Origin of the sequence: Curtobacterium sp. MCSS17_016, assembly GCF_003234255.2 — a bacterium.
GTDB lineage: Bacteria > Actinomycetota > Actinomycetes > Actinomycetales > Microbacteriaceae > Curtobacterium > Curtobacterium flaccumfaciens.
Genome location: NZ_CP126254.1, coordinates 3119141 through 3143176, shown reverse-complemented (window position 1 = coordinate 3143176; position 24036 = coordinate 3119141). Strand labels below are relative to the sequence as shown.

Annotated in this window: 20 protein-coding genes; 10 read left to right on the top strand and 10 right to left on the bottom strand. The window is 72.3% G+C overall.

From position 1 onward, the window contains the following. Positions 1-13: 13 nt before the first annotated feature. From DEJ19_RS14770 to DEJ19_RS14760, 3 genes are all read right to left on the bottom strand, one after another. A complete protein-coding gene (locus DEJ19_RS14770) occupies positions 14-436 on the bottom strand; it encodes an organic hydroperoxide resistance protein (RefSeq protein WP_071406102.1) in 423 nt (140 codons plus the stop codon). A 101-nt stretch (positions 437-537) separates the two neighbouring features. Beyond that, positions 538-1008 carry a MarR family winged helix-turn-helix transcriptional regulator gene (locus DEJ19_RS14765; protein ID WP_181441496.1) on the bottom strand — a complete coding sequence of 157 codons (471 nt, stop codon included), beginning with the start codon at positions 1006-1008 and terminating at the stop codon, positions 538-540. 36 nt (positions 1009-1044) lie between these two features. After that, positions 1045-2607: a Mur ligase family protein gene (locus DEJ19_RS14760; RefSeq protein WP_111232900.1), complete on the bottom strand. Its 1563-nt coding sequence runs from the start codon at positions 2605-2607 to the stop codon at positions 1045-1047. Positions 2608-2731: 124 nt separating this feature from the next. Here DEJ19_RS14760 and mvk point away from each other — a divergent pair, with 124 nt between their 5' ends. Genes mvk through DEJ19_RS14735 form a run of 5 tightly spaced genes read left to right on the top strand, consistent with a single transcriptional unit; the run spans position 2732 to position 8006 of the window. After that, on the top strand, positions 2732-3715 hold the full coding sequence (mvk, locus tag DEJ19_RS14755) for a mevalonate kinase (protein ID WP_111094502.1): 984 nt from the start codon (positions 2732-2734) through the stop codon (positions 3713-3715). Beyond that, on the top strand, positions 3709-4710 hold the full coding sequence (gene mvaD, locus DEJ19_RS14750; protein WP_111232901.1) for a diphosphomevalonate decarboxylase: 1002 nt from the start codon (positions 3709-3711) through the stop codon (positions 4708-4710). Before mvk ends, mvaD begins: the two co-directional genes overlap by 7 nt. Next, complete coding sequence (locus DEJ19_RS14745) at positions 4707-5789, top strand: phosphomevalonate kinase (RefSeq protein WP_071406100.1); 1083 nt, start codon at positions 4707-4709, stop codon at positions 5787-5789. Before mvaD ends, DEJ19_RS14745 begins: the two co-directional genes overlap by 4 nt. Further along, on the top strand, positions 5782-6846 hold the full coding sequence (locus DEJ19_RS14740) for a hydroxymethylglutaryl-coenzyme A reductase family protein (RefSeq protein ID WP_111232902.1): 1065 nt from the start codon (positions 5782-5784) through the stop codon (positions 6844-6846). Before DEJ19_RS14745 ends, DEJ19_RS14740 begins: the two co-directional genes overlap by 8 nt. Continuing rightward, the gene (locus DEJ19_RS14735; protein ID WP_111232903.1) at positions 6843-8006 is read left to right on the top strand and encodes a hydroxymethylglutaryl-CoA synthase; all 1164 of its coding nucleotides are present in this window, start codon (positions 6843-6845) and stop codon (positions 8004-8006) included. The genes DEJ19_RS14740 and DEJ19_RS14735 overlap by 4 nt, the downstream gene beginning before the upstream one ends. A 172-nt stretch (positions 8007-8178) precedes the next feature. Here the strand turns inward: DEJ19_RS14735 and DEJ19_RS14730 are convergent, their stop codons facing one another. Then, a complete protein-coding gene (locus DEJ19_RS14730; protein WP_111232904.1) occupies positions 8179-9162 on the bottom strand; it encodes an SRPBCC family protein in 984 nt (327 codons plus the stop codon). Continuing rightward, positions 9162-9545, bottom strand: coding sequence for an ArsR/SmtB family transcription factor (locus DEJ19_RS14725; protein ID WP_111232905.1), 384 nt, complete (start codon positions 9543-9545; stop codon positions 9162-9164). The genes DEJ19_RS14730 and DEJ19_RS14725 overlap by 1 nt, the downstream gene beginning before the upstream one ends. A gap of 79 nt (positions 9546-9624) precedes the next feature. On the opposite strand from DEJ19_RS14725, the gene DEJ19_RS14720 reads away from it, so the two are divergent. The 4 genes from DEJ19_RS14720 to DEJ19_RS14705 are packed head-to-tail and all read left to right on the top strand — an operon-like array spanning position 9625 to position 12605. Next, on the top strand, positions 9625-10092 hold the full coding sequence (locus DEJ19_RS14720; RefSeq protein ID WP_071406096.1) for a hypothetical protein: 468 nt from the start codon (positions 9625-9627) through the stop codon (positions 10090-10092). Beyond that, entirely contained in the window at positions 10092-10997 is a 906-nt protein-coding gene (locus DEJ19_RS14715; protein WP_110864111.1) for a hypothetical protein, read from the top strand. Before DEJ19_RS14720 ends, DEJ19_RS14715 begins: the two co-directional genes overlap by 1 nt. A 4-nt stretch (positions 10998-11001) precedes the next feature. Continuing rightward, positions 11002-12201 (top strand): alpha/beta hydrolase family protein, encoded by a 1200-nt coding sequence (locus DEJ19_RS14710; RefSeq protein ID WP_111232906.1) that lies wholly within the window; start codon positions 11002-11004, stop codon positions 12199-12201. 8 nt (positions 12202-12209) lie between these two features. Next, positions 12210-12605, top strand: a complete 396-nt coding sequence (locus DEJ19_RS14705; protein WP_071247046.1) for a DUF7882 family protein — start codon at positions 12210-12212, stop codon at positions 12603-12605. A 424-nt stretch (positions 12606-13029) separates the two neighbouring features. On the opposite strand, the gene DEJ19_RS14700 is transcribed toward DEJ19_RS14705, so the two are convergent. The 3 genes from DEJ19_RS14700 to DEJ19_RS14690 all read right to left on the bottom strand — a co-directional run bounded on the left by DEJ19_RS14700 (position 13030) and on the right by DEJ19_RS14690 (position 22018). After that, a complete protein-coding gene (locus DEJ19_RS14700; protein ID WP_111232907.1) occupies positions 13030-14820 on the bottom strand; it encodes a sulfite reductase subunit alpha in 1791 nt (596 codons plus the stop codon). Further along, entirely contained in the window at positions 14817-20387 is a 5571-nt protein-coding gene (locus tag DEJ19_RS14695) for a glutamate synthase-related protein (protein ID WP_111232940.1), read from the bottom strand. Before DEJ19_RS14695 ends, DEJ19_RS14700 begins: the two co-directional genes overlap by 4 nt. Before the next feature lie 338 nt (positions 20388-20725). After that, positions 20726-22018 (bottom strand): bifunctional glycosyltransferase family 2/GtrA family protein, encoded by a 1293-nt coding sequence (locus DEJ19_RS14690; RefSeq protein ID WP_111232908.1) that lies wholly within the window; start codon positions 22016-22018, stop codon positions 20726-20728. A 113-nt stretch (positions 22019-22131) separates the two neighbouring features. On the opposite strand from DEJ19_RS14690, the gene DEJ19_RS14685 reads away from it, so the two are divergent. Further along, a complete protein-coding gene (locus DEJ19_RS14685; RefSeq protein WP_111232909.1) occupies positions 22132-22950 on the top strand; it encodes a helix-turn-helix transcriptional regulator in 819 nt (272 codons plus the stop codon). A 39-nt stretch (positions 22951-22989) separates the two neighbouring features. Here DEJ19_RS14685 and DEJ19_RS14680 read toward each other — a convergent pair whose 3' ends face one another. Further along, positions 22990-23496: a hypothetical protein gene (locus DEJ19_RS14680; protein WP_245165815.1), complete on the bottom strand. Its 507-nt coding sequence runs from the start codon at positions 23494-23496 to the stop codon at positions 22990-22992. Positions 23497-23755: 259 nt separating this feature from the next. After that, positions 23756-23998: a hypothetical protein gene (locus DEJ19_RS14675; protein WP_146250635.1), complete on the bottom strand. Its 243-nt coding sequence runs from the start codon at positions 23996-23998 to the stop codon at positions 23756-23758. Between the last annotated feature and the right edge of the window lie 38 nt (positions 23999-24036).

The window sequence follows — 24036 nt, the reverse complement described above, 5'->3', positions numbered from 1 at the left end:
TGGTGCTCATGGGTCAGTCCTCCGAGACGACGATGGTGACGTCGATGTTGCCGCGGGTCGCGTTCGAGTACGGGCAGACCTGGTGGGCCGCGTCGGCGAGGGCCTGGGCCTGGTCGTGCTCCAGGCCGGGGATGACGACCTCGAGCATGACGGCGAGCTGGTAGCCACCGTTGCCGTTCGGGCCGATCGACACGCGACCGCCGACGGACGAGTCGGTGATCTTCACCTTCTGGCTGCGGGCGACGCCCTGCAGTGCGGAGTGGAAGCAGGCGGCGTAGCCGGCGGCGAAGAGCTGTTCGGGGTTGGCGCCGTTGCCGGAGCCACCCATCTCCTTCGGGATGGCGAGGTCGAACTCGACCGTGCCGTCGCTCGTGGCGACGTGGCCGTTGCGGCCTTCGCCGGTGGCCAGGGCCTCGGCGGTGTAGAGGGTTTCCATGGGGTTCCTTCCTTGTGGGGCGGATCGTGAAGTTCGGGGGTGTGCGGCGTGCTCTCGCGCTCAGCGACAGTTCACGGGCGCACGTGGGCGTGCAGTGTCGCTCAGCGCGAAACGGCGCCGGCGCCAGCGGCGTCGTGCTCCGGGTCGGCCGCCGCGTGCATCGTCTCGGTCAGCCGGTGCAGCGTCGCGATGAGCTCGGCGGCGGCACGTTCGTCGGCCAGGCCCATCCCGGCGGCGATGCGCGCGGGGATGCCGCTCAGCTCGGACCGCAGTTCGCGGCCTCGGTCACCGACGGTCACCGTGACGACGCGCTCGTCGGTGCTGCGGCGCTCGCGGCGGACCAGGTCGCTCTGCTCCATGCGGCGGAGCAGTGGCGAGAGGGTGCCGGAGTCGAGCTGCAGGTGTTCGCCGAGGCTGGAGACGGTCTGGTCGCCCTCGACCCACAGGGTCACGAGCACCAGGTACTGCGGGTACGTCAGACCCCAGGGTTCGAGCATCGTGCGGTACGCCTGCGTGGTGGCGCGGGACGCCGCGTAGAGGGAGAAGCACACCATCTCGTCGGTCACGGGCATGCGTCCACACTGTCACGCAACCAAGTTGTGTGCAACCTAATTCGACGGTTCGCAGGCGAGCTCACAGCGGGCGCCGGGCAGGTGCCCCGCCTCGGCGAGTGCGGCCTGGGCATCCCGGAACGACGAGTAGGGCACGTGCACCCCGCGGACGTCCCGGTAGTCGGTCAGGCCCGGACCGGCCCAGTACACGACCCCGTCGTCACCGACCTCGGCGATCGCCCGGCGGATCGCCCGCGCCGGGTCCGGCTCCTCGACGACCAGCGCCTCGTGCCCGCTCGCCCGCGCACCGTCGAGGATCGCCGCCCGGATCGGGGCCGGGTCCTCGAACCGCGGGTGGTGGTCGGCCACGACGACGACGTCGGCGGCCTCGGCCGCCACCGCACCCATCGCCGCTCGCTTGCTCGGGTCCCGGTCGCCGTCCGCGCCGAGGACGATCCCGACCCGGCCCGGTGCGAACGCCCGCACCGCCTGCAGGCTCTTCGCGAACGCGTCCGGGGTGTGCGCGAAGTCCACGAAGACGCGAGGGCCGGTCGCCGCCGATGCGTCCGCCATCCGCCCGGGGACGACGACGTCGAGACGGCCCTCGGTCGCGTCGAGCAGTGCTGCGACGGGCACCCCGGCGGTCGCGAGCATCGCCACCGCCAGCCCCGCGTTCGCCGCCATGTGCACGCCGAGCAGCGGGAGGTCCAGGTCGAACGTCGTGCCGTCCGGTGCGGTCAGGGTCGACCGGGTTCCGTCGGGCCGCTGCTCCCGCACCAGGACGGTCCAGTCGGCCCCGGCCGCGGGTTCGGTCGAGATCGTCGTGACCGGGACCGTCGCCCGCTCGACGATCCGGCGACCGGCAGGGGAGTCGAGCGACACCGCGCCGGCGCGCGACCGAGCCGGCGTGAACAGCAGGGCCTTGGCCGCCAGGTACTCGTCCATGTCCGCGTAGTCGTCGAGGTGGTCGTGCGACAGGTTGGTGAACCCCGCCACGTCGAACACGACGCCGTCGGTGCGGTGGCGGGAGAGGCCCTGCGCACTCACCTCGAGCGCGGCACCGTCGACCCCGCGTTCGGCGGCGCGTGCCAGGAACGCGTGCAGTTCCGGGGCCTCCGGTGTCGTCAGCGCACTCGGCAGCGACTCGTCGTCGACACGGCGCTCCACCGTGCTGCTGATCGCCGACCGCCACCCGAGCCGACGCATCAGGGCGTCGAGCAGGTGCACCGTCGAGGTCTTGCCGTTCGTGCCGGTCACCCCGAACAGCGGGAACGGCAGCGACTCCGTGCCGGCGAGGAGCCGTGCGACGGCGCCCAGGCGTGCACGGACCTCCGGCACCACGACGACCGGCAGCCCGCTCCGTCGCGCCGCGGCCTGCCCGTCGGGGTCCGTCAGCACCGCGGCGGCACCGGCGTCGCGCGCCACCTCGGCGTACTGCGCGCCGTGTGCGACGCGGCCGGGGAGCGCGGCGAACAGCATCCCCGGCCGGAGCTCGTCGGTGGCGATCGCCAGGCCGGCCACCGGGACCGCGCCGGCACCGGGACCGTCGACACCGAGCGCTCGGGCGAGCACGTCGAGTCGGACCGGGCGCGGCCGGTCCGGTCGGAAGGCGTGCGGCATCGCGGCTCCTCGTCGTGGGCGGACCCCGATGGTGCGCCGCGCTAGCGGAACGGCGTCCCAGGTCCGCCCGCAGCGCACGACGAACACGCCGACGACCCGGACGGTTAGGCTGACGTGACCCAAGATGAGCAGCAGCGACCTCGACAACACCACGACCCCCGGCAACGGATCGGCGTCGTCCCACGGCAAGACGATCCTGATCGGTGAGCACGCCGTGGTCTACGGCGCACCCGCTCTCGTCCTGCCGGTGCTCGATGCACGGGTCGTGGCGACGGTCACCCCGGTCGCCGCCGACGCCGAGCAGCCCGGTCACAGCCTGCAGTCCACCGTGCACACCGGCCCCCTCGACCTCGCACCCGCGGCCGTGATGCCGACCGTCACCGCCGTCACCGCGACCCTGCGCCACTTCGGGGTCACCGACCGCCACTTCCACGTCCGGGTCGACAGCGAGGTCCCGACCGCCCGCGGCATGGGCTCGAGTGCCGCGGTCGCCGCCGCCGTGACCGCCGCCGTCGCCGATGCCCTGGGCGAGACCCTCGACGTCGAGACCCACCACGAGCTCATCCAGGAGTGCGAGCGCGTCGCCCACGGCCGACCGTCCGGCCTCGACGCCCGGGGCGTCGTCGCGTCCGCGCCGGTCTGGTTCGAGGGCGGCCAGATCGAACCCGTCACGCTCGGCGCCCGGTTCACCTTCGTCGTCGCGGACACCGGCGTCCCCGGGCACACCCGCGAGGCCGTCTCGGCCGTCCGCGCCCGCCACGACCAGGACCCGGTCGGTGTCGGCGCCGTGATCGACCGGATCGGTGCGCTCGCCCGTCGGGCACGGGGGACACTCGAGGACGGCGATGCCCAGGCTCTGGGTGCCACCATGGACGCCGCGCACGACCTGCTCAGCACACTCGACGTGTCGAGTGACGACCTGGACCGGCTCGTCGACGCCGCACGTGCTGCGGACGCCCTCGGCGCGAAGCTCACCGGCGGCGGGCGGGGCGGGTGCGTCCTCGCGCTCGCCGCGGACGACGACCACGCGGACCGCATCGCGGCCGCACTCCGCGGCGCAGGGGCCGCAGCCACCTGGACCACCACGATCGGAGCCCGCGCTTGCTGACAGCCACCGCCGTCGCGCACCCCAACATCGCCCTCGTCAAGTACTGGGGGAAGGCGGACGCGCAGCTCGCGCTGCCCGCCACGGGCAGCGTCTCGATGGGGCTCGACGTGTTCCCGACGACGACCACCGTCACGGTGGACGGCGGACGGGAGGCCCGTGACGCGTTCACGCTGAACGGTCACGTCGTCGACGACGGTGCGCTGGTGCGCGTGCAGCAGTTCCTCGACCTGGTGCGCGAGCTCGCCGGGTCGTCCGATCGGGCGTCGGTGGTGTCCGAGAACACCGTCCCGACCGGTGCCGGGCTGGCCTCGAGCGCGTCCGGCTTCGCCGCCCTGGCGACCGCGGCGGCCGCGGCCTACGGCCTCGACCTGTCGCCGCGCGACCTGTCCCGTCTGGCCCGTCGCGGTTCCGGCTCGGCCACGCGCTCGATCCCCGGCGGTGTCGCCGTCTGGCACGCCGGCGACGACCAGGGCTCCTTCGCCGAGCCGATCCCCGCCCCGCCGATGGCCATGGTCGTGGTCACGATCGACGCCGGCCCGAAGCCGATCGGGTCCCGCGATGCCATGCGCCGCACCATCGCGACGTCGCCCTTCTACCCGGCCTGGGTGACCTCCACCACCGAGACCGTCGGCGACATGCTCACGGCCTGCGCGGCCGGCGACTTCACCCGCATCGGCGAGATCACCGAGAGCAACGCGCTCCGCATGCACGCGACGATCGAGGGCGCGTTCCCGCCGATCCGCTACCTCAACGCCCGCAGCGTCGCCGTGTTCGACGCCGTCGCCGAGCTGCGTGCCGGCGGCACCGAGGCCTACGCCACGGCCGATGCGGGCCCGAACGTCGTCGTGCTCACGAAGCCGCAGGACCGGGCGGCCGTCGCCGGGGCGCTCGCGTCGCTGGGGGACGTCATCGAGTCCGGCACCGGACCTGCCGCGCGGGTGCTCCGCTCCGAAGAGACCGGGAGCAATCCCGACCAGAAGGAGTCCGCGCAGTGATCGAGTTCCGTGCACACGGCAAGCTGTTCGTCGCCGGCGAGTACGCCGTCGTCGAGCCGGGCCAGCCGTCCGTCCTGATCGCCCTCGACCGCGCCATCACGGCGAAGGTGCGCGAGGGCCACGGCGCGGGCAGCGTGCACTCCGAGGAGTACGGGCACCTGCCGCTCACGTGGACCCGTGCCGAGGACGGCCTGGCGCTCGACCGTGAGCACCACCCCTACGACTACGTGATGGCCACGATCGACCTGGTCGAGAAGCTCCGCGCCGAGCACGGCATCGCCCCGCGGTTCCACGACCTGCGCATCGAGAGCCAGCTCGACGACGCCAGCGGCCGGAAGTTCGGACTCGGGTCCTCGGCCGCGGTCACCGTCGCCACCGTCGGTGCCCTCGACCGTTTCTACGGCATCGGCCTGACGCAGCGCCAGCGCTTCCAGGTCGCCCTGCTCGCCACCATCCGGGTGAACCCGCGGGCCTCCGGCGGCGACCTCGCCGCGAGCACGTTCGGCGGCTGGCTGCGCTACAGCGCCCCCGACCGCGAGCGCCTCGCCGCGATGCTCGGCGACCACGCCGTGTCCGCGATCCTGACCGACGCCGACGCGTGGGACGGCTTCGACGTCCAGCGGTTGCCCGCCCCCGAGAACCTGCAGCTGCTCGTCGGCTGGACCGGCTCGCCCGCGTCCACCACGAAGCTCGTCGACGTGGTGCGTCGGCACCGCAACGGCGGGTACCAAGCGTTCCTCGACGAGAGCCGCAGCGCCGTCGACGACCTGACCACGGGCCTCCAGACCGGCGACGCCGAGCGCACGCTCGGTGCCCTCCGACGCGCCCGTGGGCTGCTGCAGCGTCTCGGCGACTCGGTCGGGTCGAAGATCGAGACCGAGCGTCTCGCGACCCTGTGCGACGTCGTCGAGGCGGCGGGCGGGGCGGCGAAGCCGTCCGGTGCCGGCGGCGGCGACTGCGGCATCGCGCTCGTCCCGGCGGACACCGACCCCGCCGGCATCCACCGCGCCTGGGAGGCGCACGACATCAGACACCTCAGCGTCGCGGTGCGAGCACCAGAAGGAGCCCTCGATGAGTGACCTGCTCACACCGATCCCCACCAAGTGGGTCGGCCCGATCCGCGTCAGCGGCAACGCCGTGCAGGGGGAGCACGAGGTCCCCCTCGCCACCTACGAGTCGCCGCTCTGGCCGTCCGTCGGCCGCGGCGCCCGCATCTCGCGCATGGTCGAGGACGGCATCGTCGCGACCGTCGTCGACGAGCGCATGACCCGCTCCGTCGTGGTCCGCGCCGACAGCGCCGCAGCAGCCCACGTCGCCGCGGGGCAGATCCTCGCGCGCCAGGACGAGCTCGCCGCGATCGTGTCCGGACAGAGCCGGTTCGCCAAGCTCATCGAGGTGCACCCGGAGATCGTCGGGGACCTGCTGTTCCTGCGCTTCGCGTTCACCACCGGCGACGCCTCCGGCCACAACATGGTCACGCAGGCGGCGGACAAGCTGCTGCCGGCGATCCTGGACTGGCAGCCGGGCCTGCGGTACGTCTCGGTCTCGGGCAACTTCTGCACCGACAAGAAGGCCACCGCGGTGAACGGCATCCGTGGCCGCGGCCGCAACACCATCGCCGAGATCGTGATCCCCGGCGAGGTCGTCGAGAAGCGCCTGCGGTCGAACACCGCGCGCATCGTCGAGCTGAACATCGCGAAGAACCTGATCGGGTCGACGATCGCCGGGGCCATCCGCTCGGCGAACGCGCACTACGCGAACATGCTGCTCGGCTTCTACCTGGCCACCGGGCAGGACGCCGCCAACATCGTCGAGGGCTCGCAGGGCATCACGAGCGCCGAGGACCGCGACGGCGACCTGTACTTCGCGACCTCGCTGCCGCACCTGATCGTCGGCACGGTCGGCAACGGCAAGGGCGGGGACCTGCCCGTCGTCGAGGACGCCCTGGTGCGCCTCGGCTGCCGCGAGGACCGCGAGCCGGGCGGGAACGCCCGCCGCCTCGCCGCCCTGTGCGCCGCGACCGTCCTGTGCGGGGAGCTCTCGCTCCTCGCCGCACAGACCAACCCGGGTGAGCTGATGGCCGCCCACGTCGCCATGGAACGCCGTGGCACGAAGCCCGCAGGGGGTGCCGCATGACCGGCGTCGGCATCCACGACATCGCGATCGCGACCGGGCGCCACGTGCTCGAGCTCGACGACCTGGCCGAGCGGCTCGGCGTCGACCCGGCGAAGTACCACGTCGGCATCGGGCAGGACGCCTTCAGCGTGCCAGCGCCCGACGAGGACATCGTCACGATGGGCGCCGCCGCCGCGAAGGAGCTCATCGACCGGCACGGCGTCGAGGGCATCCGCACGGTGCTGTTCGCCACCGAGTCCGGCGTCGACCAGTCGAAGGCCGCCGGCGTGTACGTGCACGGCCTGCTCGGGCTGCCGAAGGCCGTCCGCGTGGTCGAGCTGAAGCAGGCCTGCTACGGCGGGATGGCCGCGGTGCAGCTCGCCCTCGGCATCGTCGCGCGCGCCCCGCACGAGCGGGTGCTCGTCATCGCCGCCGACGTCGCCCGGTACGACGTCGACACCCCTGCCGAGCCGACGCAGGGTGCCGGTGCCGCCGCGATCCTGGTGTCCGCCGACCCCGACCTGATCGAGATCGAGCCGGCGGCGGGCGTCTACACGGCGGACGTCGACGACTTCTGGCGCCCGAACGACCGCTCCACCGCACTGGTCGACGGTCGGCTCTCGGTGAGCGCGTACGTCAACGCGTTCGTCGGCGCCTGGGACGACCTGGCGGAACAGGGCGGCCCCGCGTACGACGACATCGCCCGGTTCGTGCACCACCAGCCCTTCACCAAGATGGCGATCAAGGCGCACCGCAAGCTCACGCAGCACGTCGGCGCACCGTTCGACGAGGCCGACCTGGCGATCGGGTTCACCTACAACCGGCAGACCGGCAACACCTACACGGCGTCGCTCTGGATCGGGCTCGCAGCACTGCTCGACCTGGACGACGACCTGGCGGGGGAGCGACTCGGCCTGTTCAGCTACGGCTCCGGCAGTGTCGGTGAGCTCATCACCGGCACCGTCCGGCCCGACTACCGCGAGCACCGCCGTGCGGGTCGCGTGCGGTCGCTGCTCGAGGCACGGGTCCCGCTGACGGTCGACGCGTACCGCGCGCTGCACGCCGCGGGTGCCGCCACCAGCGAGGACGTCGAGCGTCCGCGCGTCACGACCGCGCCGTTCCGCTTCGCGGGCGTGCGCGGCGGCGCTCGGCACTACGAGGCGTCAGCGCAGCCGGAGTAGCCGGCCTGCGCCCACCAGCCCCTCGCGAAAGCGACAGATCCCCGCGGAACATCCGCGGGGATCTGTCGCTCTCGGGGACCGGACCCGGATCGTGCGCCGGGATCTGTCGCTTGCTCGGGACGGACGGGAGGCCCGTGGCGGCGTCGCCACGGGCCTCCCGTCCGTCTGCTGGTCACGCTGCGGACAGGACCTCGCGTTCCAGCCGCTGGTAGCTGGCCTCCATGCCCTCCGTCATGCCGGTCGCGAGGATCGCGTCCCGCTGCTCCCGGTCCGGGTAGGTGACGAGCAGCGTCATGAGCGTGACGCCGTCGTCCTCGTCGAACTGCAGGTCGTTCGTGTTCGGCGGGAAGGGCGCCCCGGTCATGCGCTCGGTCGACACCATCCGGCGTTCGGGTTCGACGACGAGGTTCTCGCCCTCGAACCCGAAGGGTTCGCCCTCGGTGTCACCCGTCGGCGCCCAGGCCTGCCGGAACGCGCCGCCCGGGGTCAGGTCGTTCTCGTACACCGTCATTTCCCACCCGTCGGGGCCGAGCAGCCACCGGCGCACCAGGTCGGGCTCGGTGTGCGCGCGCCAGAGCAGGTGCCGCGGTGCCGCGAACGCCCGGGTGATCCGGACGTGGGTGTCGTCGAGGACCTCGGTCTCGGTGCCCGCACCGAGGGCCCACTCGCGCAGGTCGGCGAGCACCCGGTCGAGCTGGCCGAACGCCTGCTGGTAGCCCTCGAGCATGCCCATCTGGAGCATCGCGTCGAGGTCGGCGGCGGAGGCGAACGAGGACACCACGGTGACCCGCGAGCCGTCGTCCGCCGGCCCGAACGACAACACGGTCTCGCTGGTGGGGAGCGACTCGTCGACCGTGCCCTCCGGGTCGGTGAACAGGTCGCGGAAGACGATGCGACGGTGCTCGTCGACCTCGGTGACCTGCCACACGGCGTGGAACCGCTCGCCCTGCGGAGACGTCATCCGGTAGTCGGCCCGGCCGCCGGGGCGCAGGTCGAACGTCGTGAAGGTCGCGGGGAACCCGGGCGGTCCCCAGAACCGCTCGAGCTGGCGCGGGTCGGCGAAGGCGGCCCAGAGGCGTTCGACGGGGACGGGGAACTCGGCGACGAGGGTCATCGAGAGGGTGTCGGGATCGGTGTGGACGGACGTGGTGGGCATCATCGCTCCTGGTGTCGTCGGGTGTCGTCTGGTGCTGGGTGTCCGGACGCGTCGCCGTCGAGCACGTCGCCGAGGCGGTCCATCCGGGTGTGCCAGAGGCGGCCGTAGGCGTCGAGGAGGGCACGGACCCGGTCGAGCTGCTCCGGCTCGGCGCGCACGATGCGGGTGCGGCCGCGGGCCTCCTTGCTCACGAGTCCGGCTCCTTCGAGGACGGCGACGTGCTTCTGGACGGCGGCGAACGACATCGCGTAGGCGTCCGCGAGCTCGCTCACGGACGACGACCCGACGAGCGTGCGCCGGACGATGTCACGACGGGTCGCGTCGGCCAGTGCGTGGAACACCCGGTCGACCTCGGCGTCGGACAGTTCGATTCGTACAACCATTTGGTTGTAGGTTACGTCCGGCCGGTCTCGTCCACAAGGGGGACCTGCCGGTAGTCTTGCCGCGGAGATCGGAGGGGCGATGGCGGAGCAGCTGGGTGCGTCCGGTGCCGTCCGTGCCCTCGTCGCCACCCTGCCCCGTGCGCCACAGCTGTCCGACGTGGTGACCGGCGTCGGTCGGATGGTCGGCAAGCCCACACGCGTCGTCGACGTCGACGGGCCGAGCTGGGGTCCGCTCACCGCGCTCGTGTCGCAGTTCGAGCACGAGAACCTGGTGCTCGTACCGGCCGACGCGCCGCCGCTCTACCGCATGCACTGCGTGCTGCACGAGCTCGGGCACCTGGTGCACGGCGACGTCGGCACACCGACCGCGTCGTCCGTCGCCGAGTTCGCCGCCGGGGGCCACGTCTGCCGTCGCGCGCTGGACGCCGACTCCGGGCTCGTGAGCATCTCCGACGACGACGAGCACTTCGCCGAACGGTTCGCCTACGAGCTCGCGACGGTCCTGCTCGCCGGGGCCACGGGCGCGGACGAGCGGGCCTACGGCTGATGGCCGTCCTGCACGCCGCGGCCTTCTGGTTCGCGGCGCTGATCTTCCTCGCCCGCACGCCGTACGTGCTGCGGAACCCCCGTGGTCGGGCGGCCTGGGGCGCCACCGGCGTCGGGGCGCTCGGGCTCCTGACCCTCGGCAGCGTCGTGCCGCAGCCGGTGCTCGACGGAGCCCTGGGCGGTTCGAACCTCATCAACCTGGTGCAGAACGTCTGCGCGACCGTTGCGTTCTGGCTGATGCTGCGCGCGAGCACCGACGACCTGCCGGAGCGCCCGGTGCTCGCCAGGCCGGTGGCGCTGCTCGTCGTGGTCGTGGCGTTCACGGTGCCGTTCCTGCTGGTCGAGGAGCGCGGCGGGACCGACTTCCACTTCATCGTGCGCGAGATCGAGCAGACCCCGATGTGGCTCTACGGGACGGTGTACATGGTGGGCGTGGGGCTGATCGCCGCGACGACCCTGCGCCGCGGCGTGCTGCAGAACCCGGTGGCGCTCGTGGTGTTCCGCGTCGGGCTCGCCCTGGTCGTCGTGGCGAGCGTCGACGAGGTCGCCTCGCTCACCGCCGACCACTTCGGGCTCTTCCCGGCCGGGGTGCGGGACGGCCTGCGCCTGGCCTTCGACCCGCCGTTCTACCTCGGCATCGTGCTCATCGTCGTGGCGATGGCCTCGCTGACGTTCCGGCGGTGGGGCCGTGACCTGCGACACCGCGGGCACCACCGGCGCCTGCGGCGCATCGCCCGTCGGCACGCGGTGCGGGCGGTCGAGCGGCCGGGGGACCCGCAGGCCCGGACCTACGACCTGGTCATCGCGATCCGCGACGCCGAGGTGCAGGGCCGGACCCTCGACGACGCCGAACTCGCGCAGGTGCGGTCGGCGGAACGGACCCTGACCCGGAGCCTCGGAGGATGACGGCGTGACGATCGTGTGGTGGGTGCTCGGAGCGCTCGTGGTGCTGGTGGCGGTGTGCCTGGTCGGCCTGGTGGTCCTGGTCGTCCTGCGGAAGGTCGTCGGCAGGATCGTGCTGCCCGGTGGCGACCGGTGGACGCCCGTGCTCGAGTCCGACGCGGACTCCGTCCGCCTGCCGATCACCGACGACACCGTGCGGCCGGGGGAGTACGGGCTGTGGCACGACGGCCCGGGGCACACCACCGTCGGGCCGGTGCTCGAGGTCGACGAAGCCGCCGGGTTCGTGCGCCGGGCCGTGGTGCGGACGACCGGCGCCGTGTCGTCGCGGGTGCGGTGGAGCGGGCACGTGCACCCGGACCCGGCGGCGATGGAGGTCGACTGGTCCGAGGTGTCGCTGCCGACGCCGGTGGGGCCGGCGCCCGCGTGGGTGGTGCGGCCGGGGCCCGGAGGCGCGGTCGACGGCGGAGCAGGCACGGACGGCACCGCCGACCGCGATGCTGCCCGGACCTGGGCCGTCCACGTGCACGGGATCCGGACGACCCGGGTCACCGCGCTCCGGACCGTCCCCGCGGCGCTCGAACTCGGCTGGACCTCGATCGTCCCGTCGTTCCGCGGCGACGGCGAGGCACCGTGGGAGGGCCGGGCCTCACACCTCGGAGCCCGCGAGTGGGCGGACGTCGAAGTGGCGCTCGACCACGCCGTCGCGAACGGCGCCGAACGGCTCGTCATCGTGGGGTGGTCGATGGGCGCGACGATCACGCACGAGCTCCTCGCCCGCTCGGCGCACCGCGACCGCCTGGCCGGGATCGTGCTCGTCGCCCCGGCACTGGACTGGGCCGTCACCGTCCGGTCCCAGGCCCGCCGCGCGGGACTGCCGGGTTTCGTGGTGCGTGCTGCCCTCGGGGCGATGGCGACGCCGGTCCTCTGCCGGACGGTGGGGCTGCGGTCGCCGGTCGACGTGCGCGCGCTGTCCTGGTTGCGCGCACCCCGGCCGCTGCCACCGACCCTGCTCATCCACTCCACCGGCGACACCACGGTGCCGTTCTCGGCCAGTCAGGAGTTCGCTGATGCCCACCCCGGCACCGTGACACTGGCGGTCAGCGAGCCGGCCGAGCACGCCTGGGAGCGCAACGTCGACGCGGTCTGGTTCGACGGCACCATCACGGACTGGGCGTCCGGTCTCGCGCACACCGGAGCGCAGGAGTAGAAGGAGCCATGGGGCAGCTCATCTACGACGGCCGACCGCTCGACCTGCGGATCGACGACCGCGCGCTCACGCACCTGCAGATCGTCATCGTCAACATGCTCCGGCGTGACCACCGCTTCGCGTTCTCGTGGAAGGACGACGTCGTCCACGGCAACGGTCGCAGCACGATCTGGCTGCACCCCAACGTGAGCCTGCACTTCAAGTTCACCGGCAGCCGGGTGCCGTCGATCAACCGCAGCTGGCTCGAGGACCTCTACGCCTCGGCCACCTCGGGGTCGGGGCTCGTGCTGACGCCGGAGCCGGCGGACACCAGCACGGCGGCCGACTCGGCGTGGTCGCGGGCGGTGGCACCCGGCGACGCGGACGACGCCTCGGGGACACCGAGCGGGAGCACCGCGCGCTGAGCCCGGCGCGGTAGCACAGCGGGCTGATCCGGGTCAACGGGTTCCGCCCGAACTCCACACCTCGTACGGTTTCCGTACCGCGGTTCGCTGTCGTCCCCCCGCACCAGCCTGCTAGGGCGCCGGTGCTGGCAGTGTCCGCGGCAGGAGGGGAACCCGAACAGCCCGTGACGCACAGCGAGTCCGGTGCCGACCAACCACCGGTGACCGAGACGAGCGAGGGACGTGAGTCCCGGATCAGGGGACTCCCTGCTCGGGTCACCGACGCCACGCGTCGGTGATGCGTGCGTCACGCTGCAGGGCCCGCCGGTCCGCCCCCATCGACCGGCGCTCCTCCGGGACCGCCCCGGCCATCGGATTCGGGTTCCGTGGCCGGGGCGGACTCATCACGTCTGGATCCGGATCCGCCGTCACGTCCGTGTGCGGCTCAGTAGACGTCGCGCACGTACCGCTTCGCGCGACGCATGTCGGCTAGGTACGCCTGCGCGTCGTCCTCGCCGCGCGCGCGGCCGGTCCGGATGACCTGGAGCAGCGCGGCCTCGACGTCCTTCGCCATGCGTGAGGCGTCGCCGCAGACGTACACGTGGCCGCCGTCCTCGAGCCAGGCGAACAGCTCCGCCGACCGCTCGAGCATCCGCGTCTGCACGTAGACCTTCTCGGCCTGGTCGCGCGAGAACGCCAGGTCGAGGCGGTCGAGCACGCCCTGTTCCTGCAGCTCGGTGAGCTCGTCCCGGTACACGAAGTCGGTGTCCCGGTGCTGGTCGCCGAAGAACAGCCAGTTGCGCCCCGTCGACCCGGACACGGCGCGCTCGTGCAGGAACCCGCGGAACGGCGCGACACCCGTGCCCGGTCCGATCATGATCATCGGCGCCGACTCGTCCGCCGGTACCCCGAACGACGCGTTCGGCTGCAGGTAGACGTCGACGGTGCCGTCCGGGTCGACCCGGTCGGCCAGGAACGTCGACGCGACGCCGGCGTACATCCGGTGCGGGTCGCCGTAGCGCACCGACGCGATGGTCAGGTGGATGCGGTCCGGGTGCGCCAGCGGGCTCGACGAGATCGAGTACTGCCGCGCCTGCAGCGGCCGCAGGTTCGGCAGCAGCTCGTCGAGTCCCGGAGCGGCCGGGCCGGCGTCGCGGAGCAGGTCGAGGACGTCGCGTCCCCACAACCAGCGGTCGAGCTCGTGCTTGTCGCCGTGCGCCACGACGGCCGCGAGTTCGCTCGACGGCGCGCGCTGCACCAGGTCGGCGATGAGGTCCTTCGAGGGCGTCCGGATCTCACGGTCGGTCCGCAGGACCTCGGTGATGGGCCGGCCGTCGAACGCCTCGCCGCCGTTCGCGCCGACCTGCTCGAGCAGGTCCGCCACGAAGACCTCGTCGTTCACGGGCACGACCGCCAGGGCGTCGCCGGCCGCGTACTCGATGCCCGAGTCACCGAGGTCGAACTCGTAGTGCCGGATCTCCTTCGCGCTGCGCGGCGAGGAGAGCAGCCGGTTCTCGACCAGGCGTGACGGGTACGGGTTGCGCTTGTTCCACTGCGACCCCGGCCGGGAGGCACGGCTCGCGCCCGCCCCGCCGGTGCCGGCGGCACCGTCGCCGGCACCACCGCCCGTGGTCGCGCCGGGTGCAGCCGTCGCGCCGGCCTCGGCGGCGAGGCGGTCGAGGACCGCCGCGGTCCACAGCGCGGCCGGGTCCTCGAAGTCGACGTCGCAGTCGACGCGGTCGTGGATCCGGGTCGCACCGAGCTGCTCGAACCGGGTGTCGAGGAGCTTTCCGGCCTGGCAGAACTCGTCGTAGCTCGTGTCGCCGAGGCCCAGGACGGCGTACTGCAGCCCCTCGAGCCGCGGCACGGTGCTCGCCTGGATCGCGTCCCAGAACAGCCCGGCGTTGTCGGGCATCTCGCCCTCGCCGTAGGTCGAGGTGACGACGAGCACGTGTGACATCTCGGCGAGCTGCTCTGGGGTGACGGCGTCGAGCGCACTGGCACGACCGCCGAGTCCGCGGGCCTTCGCGCCGGCGACGAGCTCGTCGGCCAGGAACTCGGCGTTGCCGGTCTGGGTGCCGAAGAGCACGTCGATCGTCGTCGTGGGCGCGCTGGCCGCGACCTTCTTGCCGGCGGCGGCGATGCCCGCGATGAACCCGGCGAGCCAGGACTCCTGGGCGGCGGAGAACGGTGCGTCGACGGGGATCAGCGACCCGGTCGGGGGGAGCAGGCTCACGCGGTCACCGCCTCGGTCGGCGCCTGCGGTGCACGGCGGGCGATGTCCTCGAGCGCCGCGGTGGCGAGCAGCTCGTCGAAGCGGGCTTCGCGGACGCGGCCGTCGTTCTTGGCGTTCTGGTGCATGATCCACCCCGTGGTGCCCGGCGCGTCCATGCTGCGGTTGTTCCGCTGCGTGAGCGCGCGCTTGTAGTCGTCGAGCCGCTTGATCGCGATGAGCGTCGCGAGCTGGTCGTCGGCGAACCGGTCGAACGTGCCGCGCAGGTACTTCACGACGCGCTGCTTGACGGAGAAGTCCTCGGTGAGCACGAGGTTCTTGACGGCCTCGGCGACCCGCGGGTCGGCGGTGCCGAACGCACCCGGGACGCGCTCGAGGGCGACGTCCTGGGCGACCCCGAGCACCGTGTAGGACGACAGCAGCGAGAACATGTCCTCACCCTGGTCGCCGAGCGCCGGGGCACGGCCGTCGAGCACCGTGCGCTGGTCGCGGTAGCCGAGCTTGAACGCGCGGAGCTTGTCGGTGGCGATCGAGGTCGCGAGCTCGTCGAGGAGCTCGGGCCGGGTCGCCGCCTCGAGGATCTCGCCGGCGTCCTGCGTGAGCAGCAGGGCACGGGGCATGCCGACGTACACGTGTGCGCGGGCGGTGTCCCACTCGGCGAGCAGCCGCTCGGCCAGTGCCGAACCGGTCGCCTCGAGGTGCCACTCGAGCAGCAGGCGGGCGGCGGCCTCGTGGAACGCACCGCGCTCGGTGTCGGTGACCGGGAACACCAGGAGCGAGTCCGTGCTGGCACGCTCGGCGACCTGGCCGGAGGGGTCGTACTGGTACAGGAACCCGCCGGACATGCCGTTGCCGAGGCCCTTGCCGAACGCGCCGAGGTTGAACACGGCGCCGCCGGTCATGTACTCGCAGCCGAAGTCGCCGAGGCCCTCGACCACGGCGGTCGCGCCGGAGTTGCGGACGGCGAACCGGTCGCCGGCCTCGCCCTCGACGAAGGTGCGCCCACCGGTCGCCCCGAACAGCGCGAAGTTGCCGACCAGCACGTTGCCGCCCTGTGCGGCGCTGCCGCCACCGGGGGCGCGGACGATGATCCGTCCGCCGCTCTGGCTCTTGCCGACGCCGTCGTTCGCGGTGCCGGTGTGCTCGAGCACGACGCCGTCGTTGTTGAAGACGCCGTAGGACTGCCCGGCCGATCCCTGCGTGCGGATCGTGACCGCGCCGTCCACCAGCCGGCGGCGACCGCGGTCGTCCGTCGACACGGCGGGCAGGCCCTGCACGTCCTCGGCGCGGAGCTCGTGGTTGAGCAGGCGCTCGAGGTCGATGCCGAGCTGGCCGCCGACCGACTTGTCGGCGTTGCCGAGCAGCACGCCGTGCACGAGCACGTGCTCCTGCGCGTGGTCGACGAGGGCGGTGCGGACGCGCTCGAGCAGGGCGTCGTCGGTGTGGAAGTCCTTCTCCAGGTACTCCGGGTCCGCGACGACCTTCTCGGGCACCTGGGCGAGCAGGGCACGGGCGTCGAGCCGGCCGACGCTCGCCGGGTGGTCCAGGAGCTGCAGCAGGTCGGTCCGGCCGCGGGCCTCGCGCAGGGAGCGCAGGCCGAGCCGGGCCAGGATCTGCCGCACGTCGTGGGCGATGTTGAGCAGGTACTGCGCGAGCGCCCGGGGGTCGCCCTCGAACGCCTCGGCGTTCGTGGTCAGGCCCGCCGGGCACTTCACGTTGCAGTTCTTCGCCATCACGCAGCCGAGCATCATGAGCGCGGTCGTGCCGAACTCGAAGCTGTCGCCGCCGAGCAGGGCGCTCGTGACGACGTCGCTGCCGGTCTGGTGCGCACCCGAGCAGCGGAGCGTGACCTTCTGGCGCAGGCCGTTCGCGACCAGGGCCTGGTGCACCTCGGCGACGCCGATCTCCGCGGAACGGCCGGCGTACTTCAGGCTGGTGACGGCCGCGGCGCCGGTGCCGCCGGTGTTGCCCGCGACGTTGATCACGTCGGCGCCGGCCTTCGCGACGCCGACCGCGATGGTGCCGATGCCCTCGGACGAGACGAGCTTCACGATCACCCGGACGCGGGCGGCCTTGCAGTCGTGGATGAGCTGCGCGAGGTCCTCGATCGAGTACGTGTCGTGGTGCGGCGGCGGTGAGATCAGCTCGACGCCGGGCGTGCCACCGCGGGCCGCGGCGATGTCCACCGTGACCTTGGGTGCGGGCAGCTGACCACCCTCGCCGGGCTTCGCGCCCTGGCCGATCTTGATCTCGAGCTCCTCGAGCATGGGGTCGGCGAGGTAGCCGGCCCAGATGCCGAACCGGCCCGAGGCGAACTGCTTGATGCGGGAGCCGCGGATGGTGCCGTAGCGGGAGTGGTGCTCGCCGCCCTCACCGCTGTTCGACATGCCGCCGACCATGTTCGTGCCGTGTGCGACGGCCTCGTGGGCGGTGGCGACGAGCGCGCCGTGGCTCATCGCACCGGACGCCAGGGTCCGGGTGATCTCGTGGGCCGGCTGCACCTCGTCGAGCTCGACGCTCGCCGGGGCGCTCTGCAGCAGCGCGAGCAGGGCGACGGCCGCACCGGTGGCGCGGAGCGTCACTCCGGCGTCGTCGACGGCGTCCACGTCGATCTGTCCGGGGTGGAGCAGCGCGAGGCCGTCCGCCAGGGCCGCGTGGCGCAGTGCACCCGTGGTCCCCGTCGACGTGAGCTCCAGGCGGAACCGTTCCGTGCCTCCCGGCAGGTCCTGGTCGTCCGACGGACGCGAGCCGGAGAGCCCGCGCACGGTGACGCTGGCGTTGCCGCTCGTCGAGAAGCGGCCGAGCTCGCGCGCGAAGTCCTCGGCCGTGTCGATGCCGGTGACGTCCGCGGGCAGCGCCAGCACGTCGCGGAGCGCGGCGGGGCGGCGGGACCGCTCGTCGTGGGTCGTCTGCAGGAACGTGACGTAACCCGGCGTGATGCGGTGCGCGTCGATCTCGGCATCGCTCAGCCGGTCGTACCCGGTGTTCCGGTACGCGGCGTCGGTGATGCCGAACGAGTCGTCGAGCTGGCCGAGCGTGAGCAGGCGCAGCGCGTCCGAGTCGCCGGAGCGTTCGAAGGCCGGACGCTCCTCGGTCATGGCGCCGAACCCGCGGACGCTCGCGACGCCGAACGAGTGGCCGGCGCCGTCGGAGCGTTCCTTGAACAGGCCGAGCAGCGGGACCTGGCCCTCGGACGCCACCGAACGGGCACGCTCGTGCCAGTCCGTCGCCGCCTGGGCGATGCGCGCGAAGCCGACGCCGCCGACCGGGGCCTGCATGTGCGGGAAGATCCGCGCGAGCACGTCGTCGCCGGTGTCGAGGTAGTTCGGCTCGAAGAACTCGCCGCCGATGTAGCTCTCGGCGGTGCACAGGCCGACGCGGCCCATGGTCTTCGCCAGGGCCTTCTCGGCGGCCTTGCGGAACTGCTTGAGCGCCAGGTCGGTCGCGGTCAGCTCACCGGCGGGTGCGGGTGCGGCGGGGTACTTCTCCTCCGCACGCAGCCGAGCGCTCAAGCTGTACACAGCGGCGGCACCGAAGCCCAGCGCGGTCGCGACGTGGTGTGACGATGGCAGCTGACCGCTCTCCGCGACGACGGACACACGCAGGCGCAGACCGGTCTCGATGAGCCGCTGGTTGACGGCGGCCACCGCCAGGATCACGGGGAGGGGCGCATGGGTCGACGACACCTCGCGGTCGGTCACGACCGCGATCCCGCCACCGCGCGCCGCGAACGCCTCGATCGCGTCGCACAGGGCGTCCAGCGCGCCGCGCATCGCGTCGGCGTTGGCCTGCTCGTCGGCGGGCACCGGCACGTAGAGCATGTCGAAGCGCTCGAGCGGCACGATGTCCTGCTCGCGCAGGCGCACCATGTCGAGGTGCCCGAGGATCGGCGACTGCACGACGAGCTGACGCCCCGTGGTGCCCGTGCCGTCCGGCTTCGCGCCGAGTGCCACGCGCATCGACATCCCGTCGGCCTCGCGGATCGAGTCGAGCGGCGGGTTCGTCACCTGGGCGAAGCGCTGCGAGAAGTACTTCGCCATGCCGCCCTCGGTGTCGCTCAGGGCGTTGATTGCGTTGCCGTAGCCCATCGCCGAGATGCGCTCCGACCCGTTCTGCAGCATCGGGTCGAGCATGAACCGGAAGCTCTCCTGGTTCAGCGAGTACGCCACGTACCGACCCGCGAGCGACAGGTCGCCGTCGTAGCCCAGGGTGGACGTCGTGCGCTCGTAGTCCGGAGCGGGCACGTCGTCCAGGTTCACCCGGGCGGCGTCGAGCAGGGTGCCGTAGTCACGGCGGGCCGCGAGCATGTGCAGCACCTCGCCCGTGCGCATGCGGGTGCCGGTGCGGTGGTCGACGACGAGCATGCCGCCGGCCTCGATGCGGCCGCGGTGCACGACCTCGTCGGCGTCGAACTCGACCTGGCCGGCCTCGGACGACACCATCAGGTACTCGGCCGTCTCGACGGTGCGCAGCGGGCGCAGGCCCAGGCGGTCCAGGCGGGCGCCGACGACGTCGCCGTCGCTGAAGATCACGGCGGCGGGACCGTCGTTCTTCTCCTCGTACAGCGAGAAGTACTCGAGCATGTCCCGGACGTCCGGAGTCAGGGTACGGTCGTTCTCCCACGCCGGCGGCATGAGCGAGACCACGGCCTCGATGATCTCGAGCCCGTCGTCGAACACGCGGCTCTGCAGGGTCTGGTCGAGTCGGCTCGAGTCCGACTGCCCGGGCGGACGCACGATGCTCCGGGTGCGGGCCCGAGCGAGCGCCTCGTCCGACAGCCGGTTCTTGCGGTCGGTGTTCAGCTCACCGTTGTGCGCCATCAGGCGGAACGGCTGCGCCATCGTCGGGTGCGGCTCGGTGTTCGTCGAGAACCGGGTGTGGAAGTACAGCGTTCGGACCGAGTGCCGGGGGTCGCGCAGGTCGGTGAAGTACCCGATCACCTCGCCGGAGTTCAGCCGGCCCTTCAGGATCTGGGTCCGGGCGCTGAGCGAAAGCGGGTACAGGGCGGCGTGCTCGGCGCGCTCGGCGGCTGCCTGGGCGTAGGAGACCGCCTCGATGGCGAGCAGGGCGCGGTTCGCGGCGGCGTCGACCTCGGTGCGGTCCCAGTCGGACGGAGCACGGAAGACCCACTGCACGATCGGCAGCTGGTACTGCTCGGCCTCGGGGCGCGCGACGGAGTGGTCCACCGGGACGTCACGGACCAGCAGCAGCTCGAAGCCCTCGGCAGTGATGGCGTCCGTGACGGTCTGCTCGGCGCGGGCGCGCTCGTCGGCGCCGTCCGCTCCGTCGCTGCTCGGCACGAAGCAGTTCGCGACGCCGAAGTGCCCGGCGCGCAGCTGCTCGCCGGTGATGGCGCTGAAGAACTCCACCGACAGGTCGATGCTGACGCCTGCGCCGTCACCGACACCCTCGGCGGACTTGCCGCCGCGGTGCGGGATGGAGCACAGCGCTTCGTCGCCCTTGCGGATGACGTCGTGGCTCGGCGTCCCGTCGAGACGGGTGATGAAACCGACGCCGCAATCGCTCGATTCGCGGGCAGGGTCGTAGAGACCGAAAGAGGTGGGGTTCACGTGCGGGTCCAGTGGGGCGTTGCCGGCAGCGGACGGCGCGGGCTGCATCGATGGAGCGCTCGCCGCGGGCAGACCGATGGTGGCAGTCGGGCCCTGTGGGGTGGTGGTGCGGTAGGGCGATGCTACGGCTTGGTATACCGACCGTGCAACACGGGTGGTGTGCGTGTGATGGTGTCGCACCGTGCGGGTCTGTTCGGCTGGTGCGAGGTTGCACGCTCGGTGCGAGTTCGTAGCGCTGCACGGAGCGTGCAACCTGGCACGGGATGGCCGACGCCGCACGGTGCGGCGTGCCGCGGGCGCCGTGCAACCCTGCACCGGGTGGGTAACCCGGCACAGTGTCAGGCAGCGCGGTCGCCGGTGCGCTCGGGGGTCGCGATCGGTTCGGTGACCGCCGTGCTGGCGTCGGCCGCCGGGGTGGTGCCGGGGCGGATGAGCTCCGGGCGTCGGCGACCACGGAACACCCACGCCTTGAACAACACGAACCGCACGCCGGTCGCCACCAGGTTGGCTGCCGTCAGCACCGCGATCTCCGCACCGTGCGAGGCTCCCGGCACCGACGCGTGCAACACCACGAGCGACCCCGACGTGATGGCCCAGGCGATGCCGAACACGACCAGACCCTGCACGTGGTGCCGACCGGCTCCCGCGCGGCCCCGCACCCCGAACGTGAACCGCCGGTTCAGTGCGGTGTTGCCGATCGCCGTGACCAGCAGCGCGAGGAAGTCCGCGGTCTGGGCACCGATCGCCGGCCGGAACAGGGCGTACAGGGCAGCGAACGCCAGGGTCGAGAGCACCCCGATCGCCCCGAACCGCAGGACCTGCCCCAGGAACCCCACGCTCGGTGGGGTGAACGGCTGCCGACCGATCGCCGCGTAGACCGTGCTGATCGGCACACGCCCGGTGGCGATGTTCCTCGACACCCGCCACATGCCCTTCAGGTCCTCGGTCGCGGTCGAGGCGATGTGCACCGAGGAGTTGACGTCGTCGACCCAGTCGACGGGGACCTCGTGGATGCGGAGTCCCGCGTGCTCGGCCAGCACGAGCAGCTCGGTGTCGAAGAACCAGGCGTCGTCCTCGCACAACGGCAGCAGGTGGTCGGCGGCGGCCTTCGTGACCGCCTTGAACCCGCACTGCGCGTCCGAGAACGACACCCCCATCGTCGTGCGGAGCAGCAGGTTGTAGGAGCGTGAGATGAACTCTCGCTTGCTGCCGCGCACCACGCGCGACGAACCGGCCAGCCGGGTGCCGATCGCCAGGTCCGAGTGCCCCGACAGCAGGGGTGCCACGAGGGGTTCGAGCGCGGCGAGGTCGGTGGACAGGTCCTCGTCCACGTAGACGAGCACGGCCGCCGGCGATGCCGCCCAGACCTCCTTGAGCGCGCGGCCCCGGCCCTTCTCGGGCAGGTGCACCGCGTGCACGCCGGGGAGCATCGCGGCGAGGTCGTCGGCGATCCGGGCGGTGTCGTCGGTCGAGGCGTTGTCCGCGATCGTGATGCGCCACGAGTGGTGCAACGACGTCCGGCAGAAGGTGTGGAGCCGTCGCACGTGGGCGGCGAGCGTGTCCTGCTCGTTGTAGCAGGGGACGACGATGTCGATGTCGAGGGGCTGGTTCGTCTCCGTCATGGCGCTCATGCTCGGCAGCGGGGCTACGGGGGCCGAGGCAGGGCGCTGTGGCCCGGGTAAGAACGAACACCACGTGAACGCAGCGGACACGACACCTGTTGTCCGGATACGTTCGACGCACGATGACGACCGAGCGCGACGACGCACGACGGACGGCCGTGCTGCTCCCCGGGGAGCGGCTGGGGCTGGCGCTCGACGAGCGGTGCCCGGAGTTCACGGAGCTGCTGCTCGCGCCACCGTTGCACGGCATCCGACCCGACGGGCACGACTGGCTCCGGCGTCGGTACGAGCAGATCGTCCCGCTCGTGCTCCCCGCGGCACTGCGCGCGGTCGAGCGTGGGGAGCCGCTCGACCCGGAGTGCCTGGTGCGGCTCCGCGAGGTCGCAGCCGCCAGCGCCGACGACCCGCAGGTCGACGTCTCGGTCGTGCTCCGCGGCGCCCTGCCCGCGATCCGTGTCTTCGCCCTCGTCATGCACACGGCCACCCGCGAGCACGCGACGACGATCGACCACGCCGGCCGGACGATGCTCGCGATGAGCCGGGCATCACTCGTGGCGCACGAACTCGGCTCGTGCTGGGCGGAGGCCTGGGCGCAGCACCGCGGAGGGGCGTCGGCGGACGCGACGACAGCGCTCGGCACCGACGACATCGACCTGGTGGCATCGGCGCCCGGCCTGGACGAGACCGAGGAACGGATGCTGGCGCTCGCCGCCCGTGGTCTGTCGAACGACGCCATCGCCAAGGAGACCGCCTACAGCCGACAGGCCGTTGCCTGGCACCTCGGCCGGCTGATGAAGTCCTGGAACGCGCCGAACCGGACGGCGCTGGTGTCGGTCGCCTTCGTCCGGGGCTGGATCCGGTCTCGGAGGGACTTCGTGCTGGCTGCACGCAACCGGCCCTCGGCGATCGAAGCGGCGCGGTCGAATGGCGACGCCCCCTGAGACCGAGGTCCCAGGGGGCGTCGCCAACGAACGGGGGAGTCAGCCGCCGTTGACGTGGATGACGTTGTCGATGCGCTCGATGTTGCCGAACACACCCCAGTTCAGCCAGCCGCCGTCACCGTTGTTGGTGACCTTGCCGGGGCCCTTGAACCAGTAGATGACGTAGTTGCCACCCTTGATGTCGATCGACTGGGCGTCCGCGACGTCGCCCTCGACGGTGATGTCCTGGTTCTTGTTGACCACCGCGACGGTGAGGCGGTCGGGGTTGCCGGCGTTCCAGTAGCCGACGTCGAGCGCCGCCTGGACGGCACCGCCGCGGTCGCTCTGGTCGTTGACCGCGTCCTTGATCGCGTTGACGATCGCGACCGGGTCGAGGTTGACGTTGACGCTGCCGCCGACGGACGACGAGGTGCTGGGCGGCGCGGGCTCGGCGGCCTGCGCGGGGGCTGCGACGAACGCCCCGGCGATGACGGCGCCACCGAGGGCGGTGCCGGCGAGGAGCTTCACGGACTTGCGCTTGAACGAGTTCATGATCGTGTTTCCCATCTCTGCAGTGGTGACCCGTTCGGGTCGTCTTGCTCGGACAGGACCCAGCCTGCGTGCGCTCCGACGCGGATGCACGCGATGGGACTCGACGTTGGTCGATCGTCTGACGATCCGGACGACGGCCGATCGCCGTGCCATCGTCTGCCGGTCCTGGCGTGTGACATGGCGCGGTGGTAGCGTGATCGTGCTCGTTGCGTTGAGCTTCGAGAAGTGGACCCGAGACCCATCCGGACGGTTGGGCGCTCGGGTTCTGCGCGTTTCAGACGTCGATCACGGTGATCTCCGGTGGACAACGACGTCTCCAGTCGCCGCCCTTCGCCCACGCCCACCCGACTGCATCCGGCAGTGCCAGGAGCGGCTCGTGTGCAGCCGTCTCGTGGCGGTGGACCAGACGGGCGCCACCCGAGTCCCGCGTCGCCTCGACGATCCACTGTCGGTCCTTGCGGACGAGTGTCTCGTCCCGTTCGAAGCACACGCTGACGCGCGGGGTCGCTGTCGTCACCACCGCGTCCCCACGGTGTACCACTCTACATATCAGTG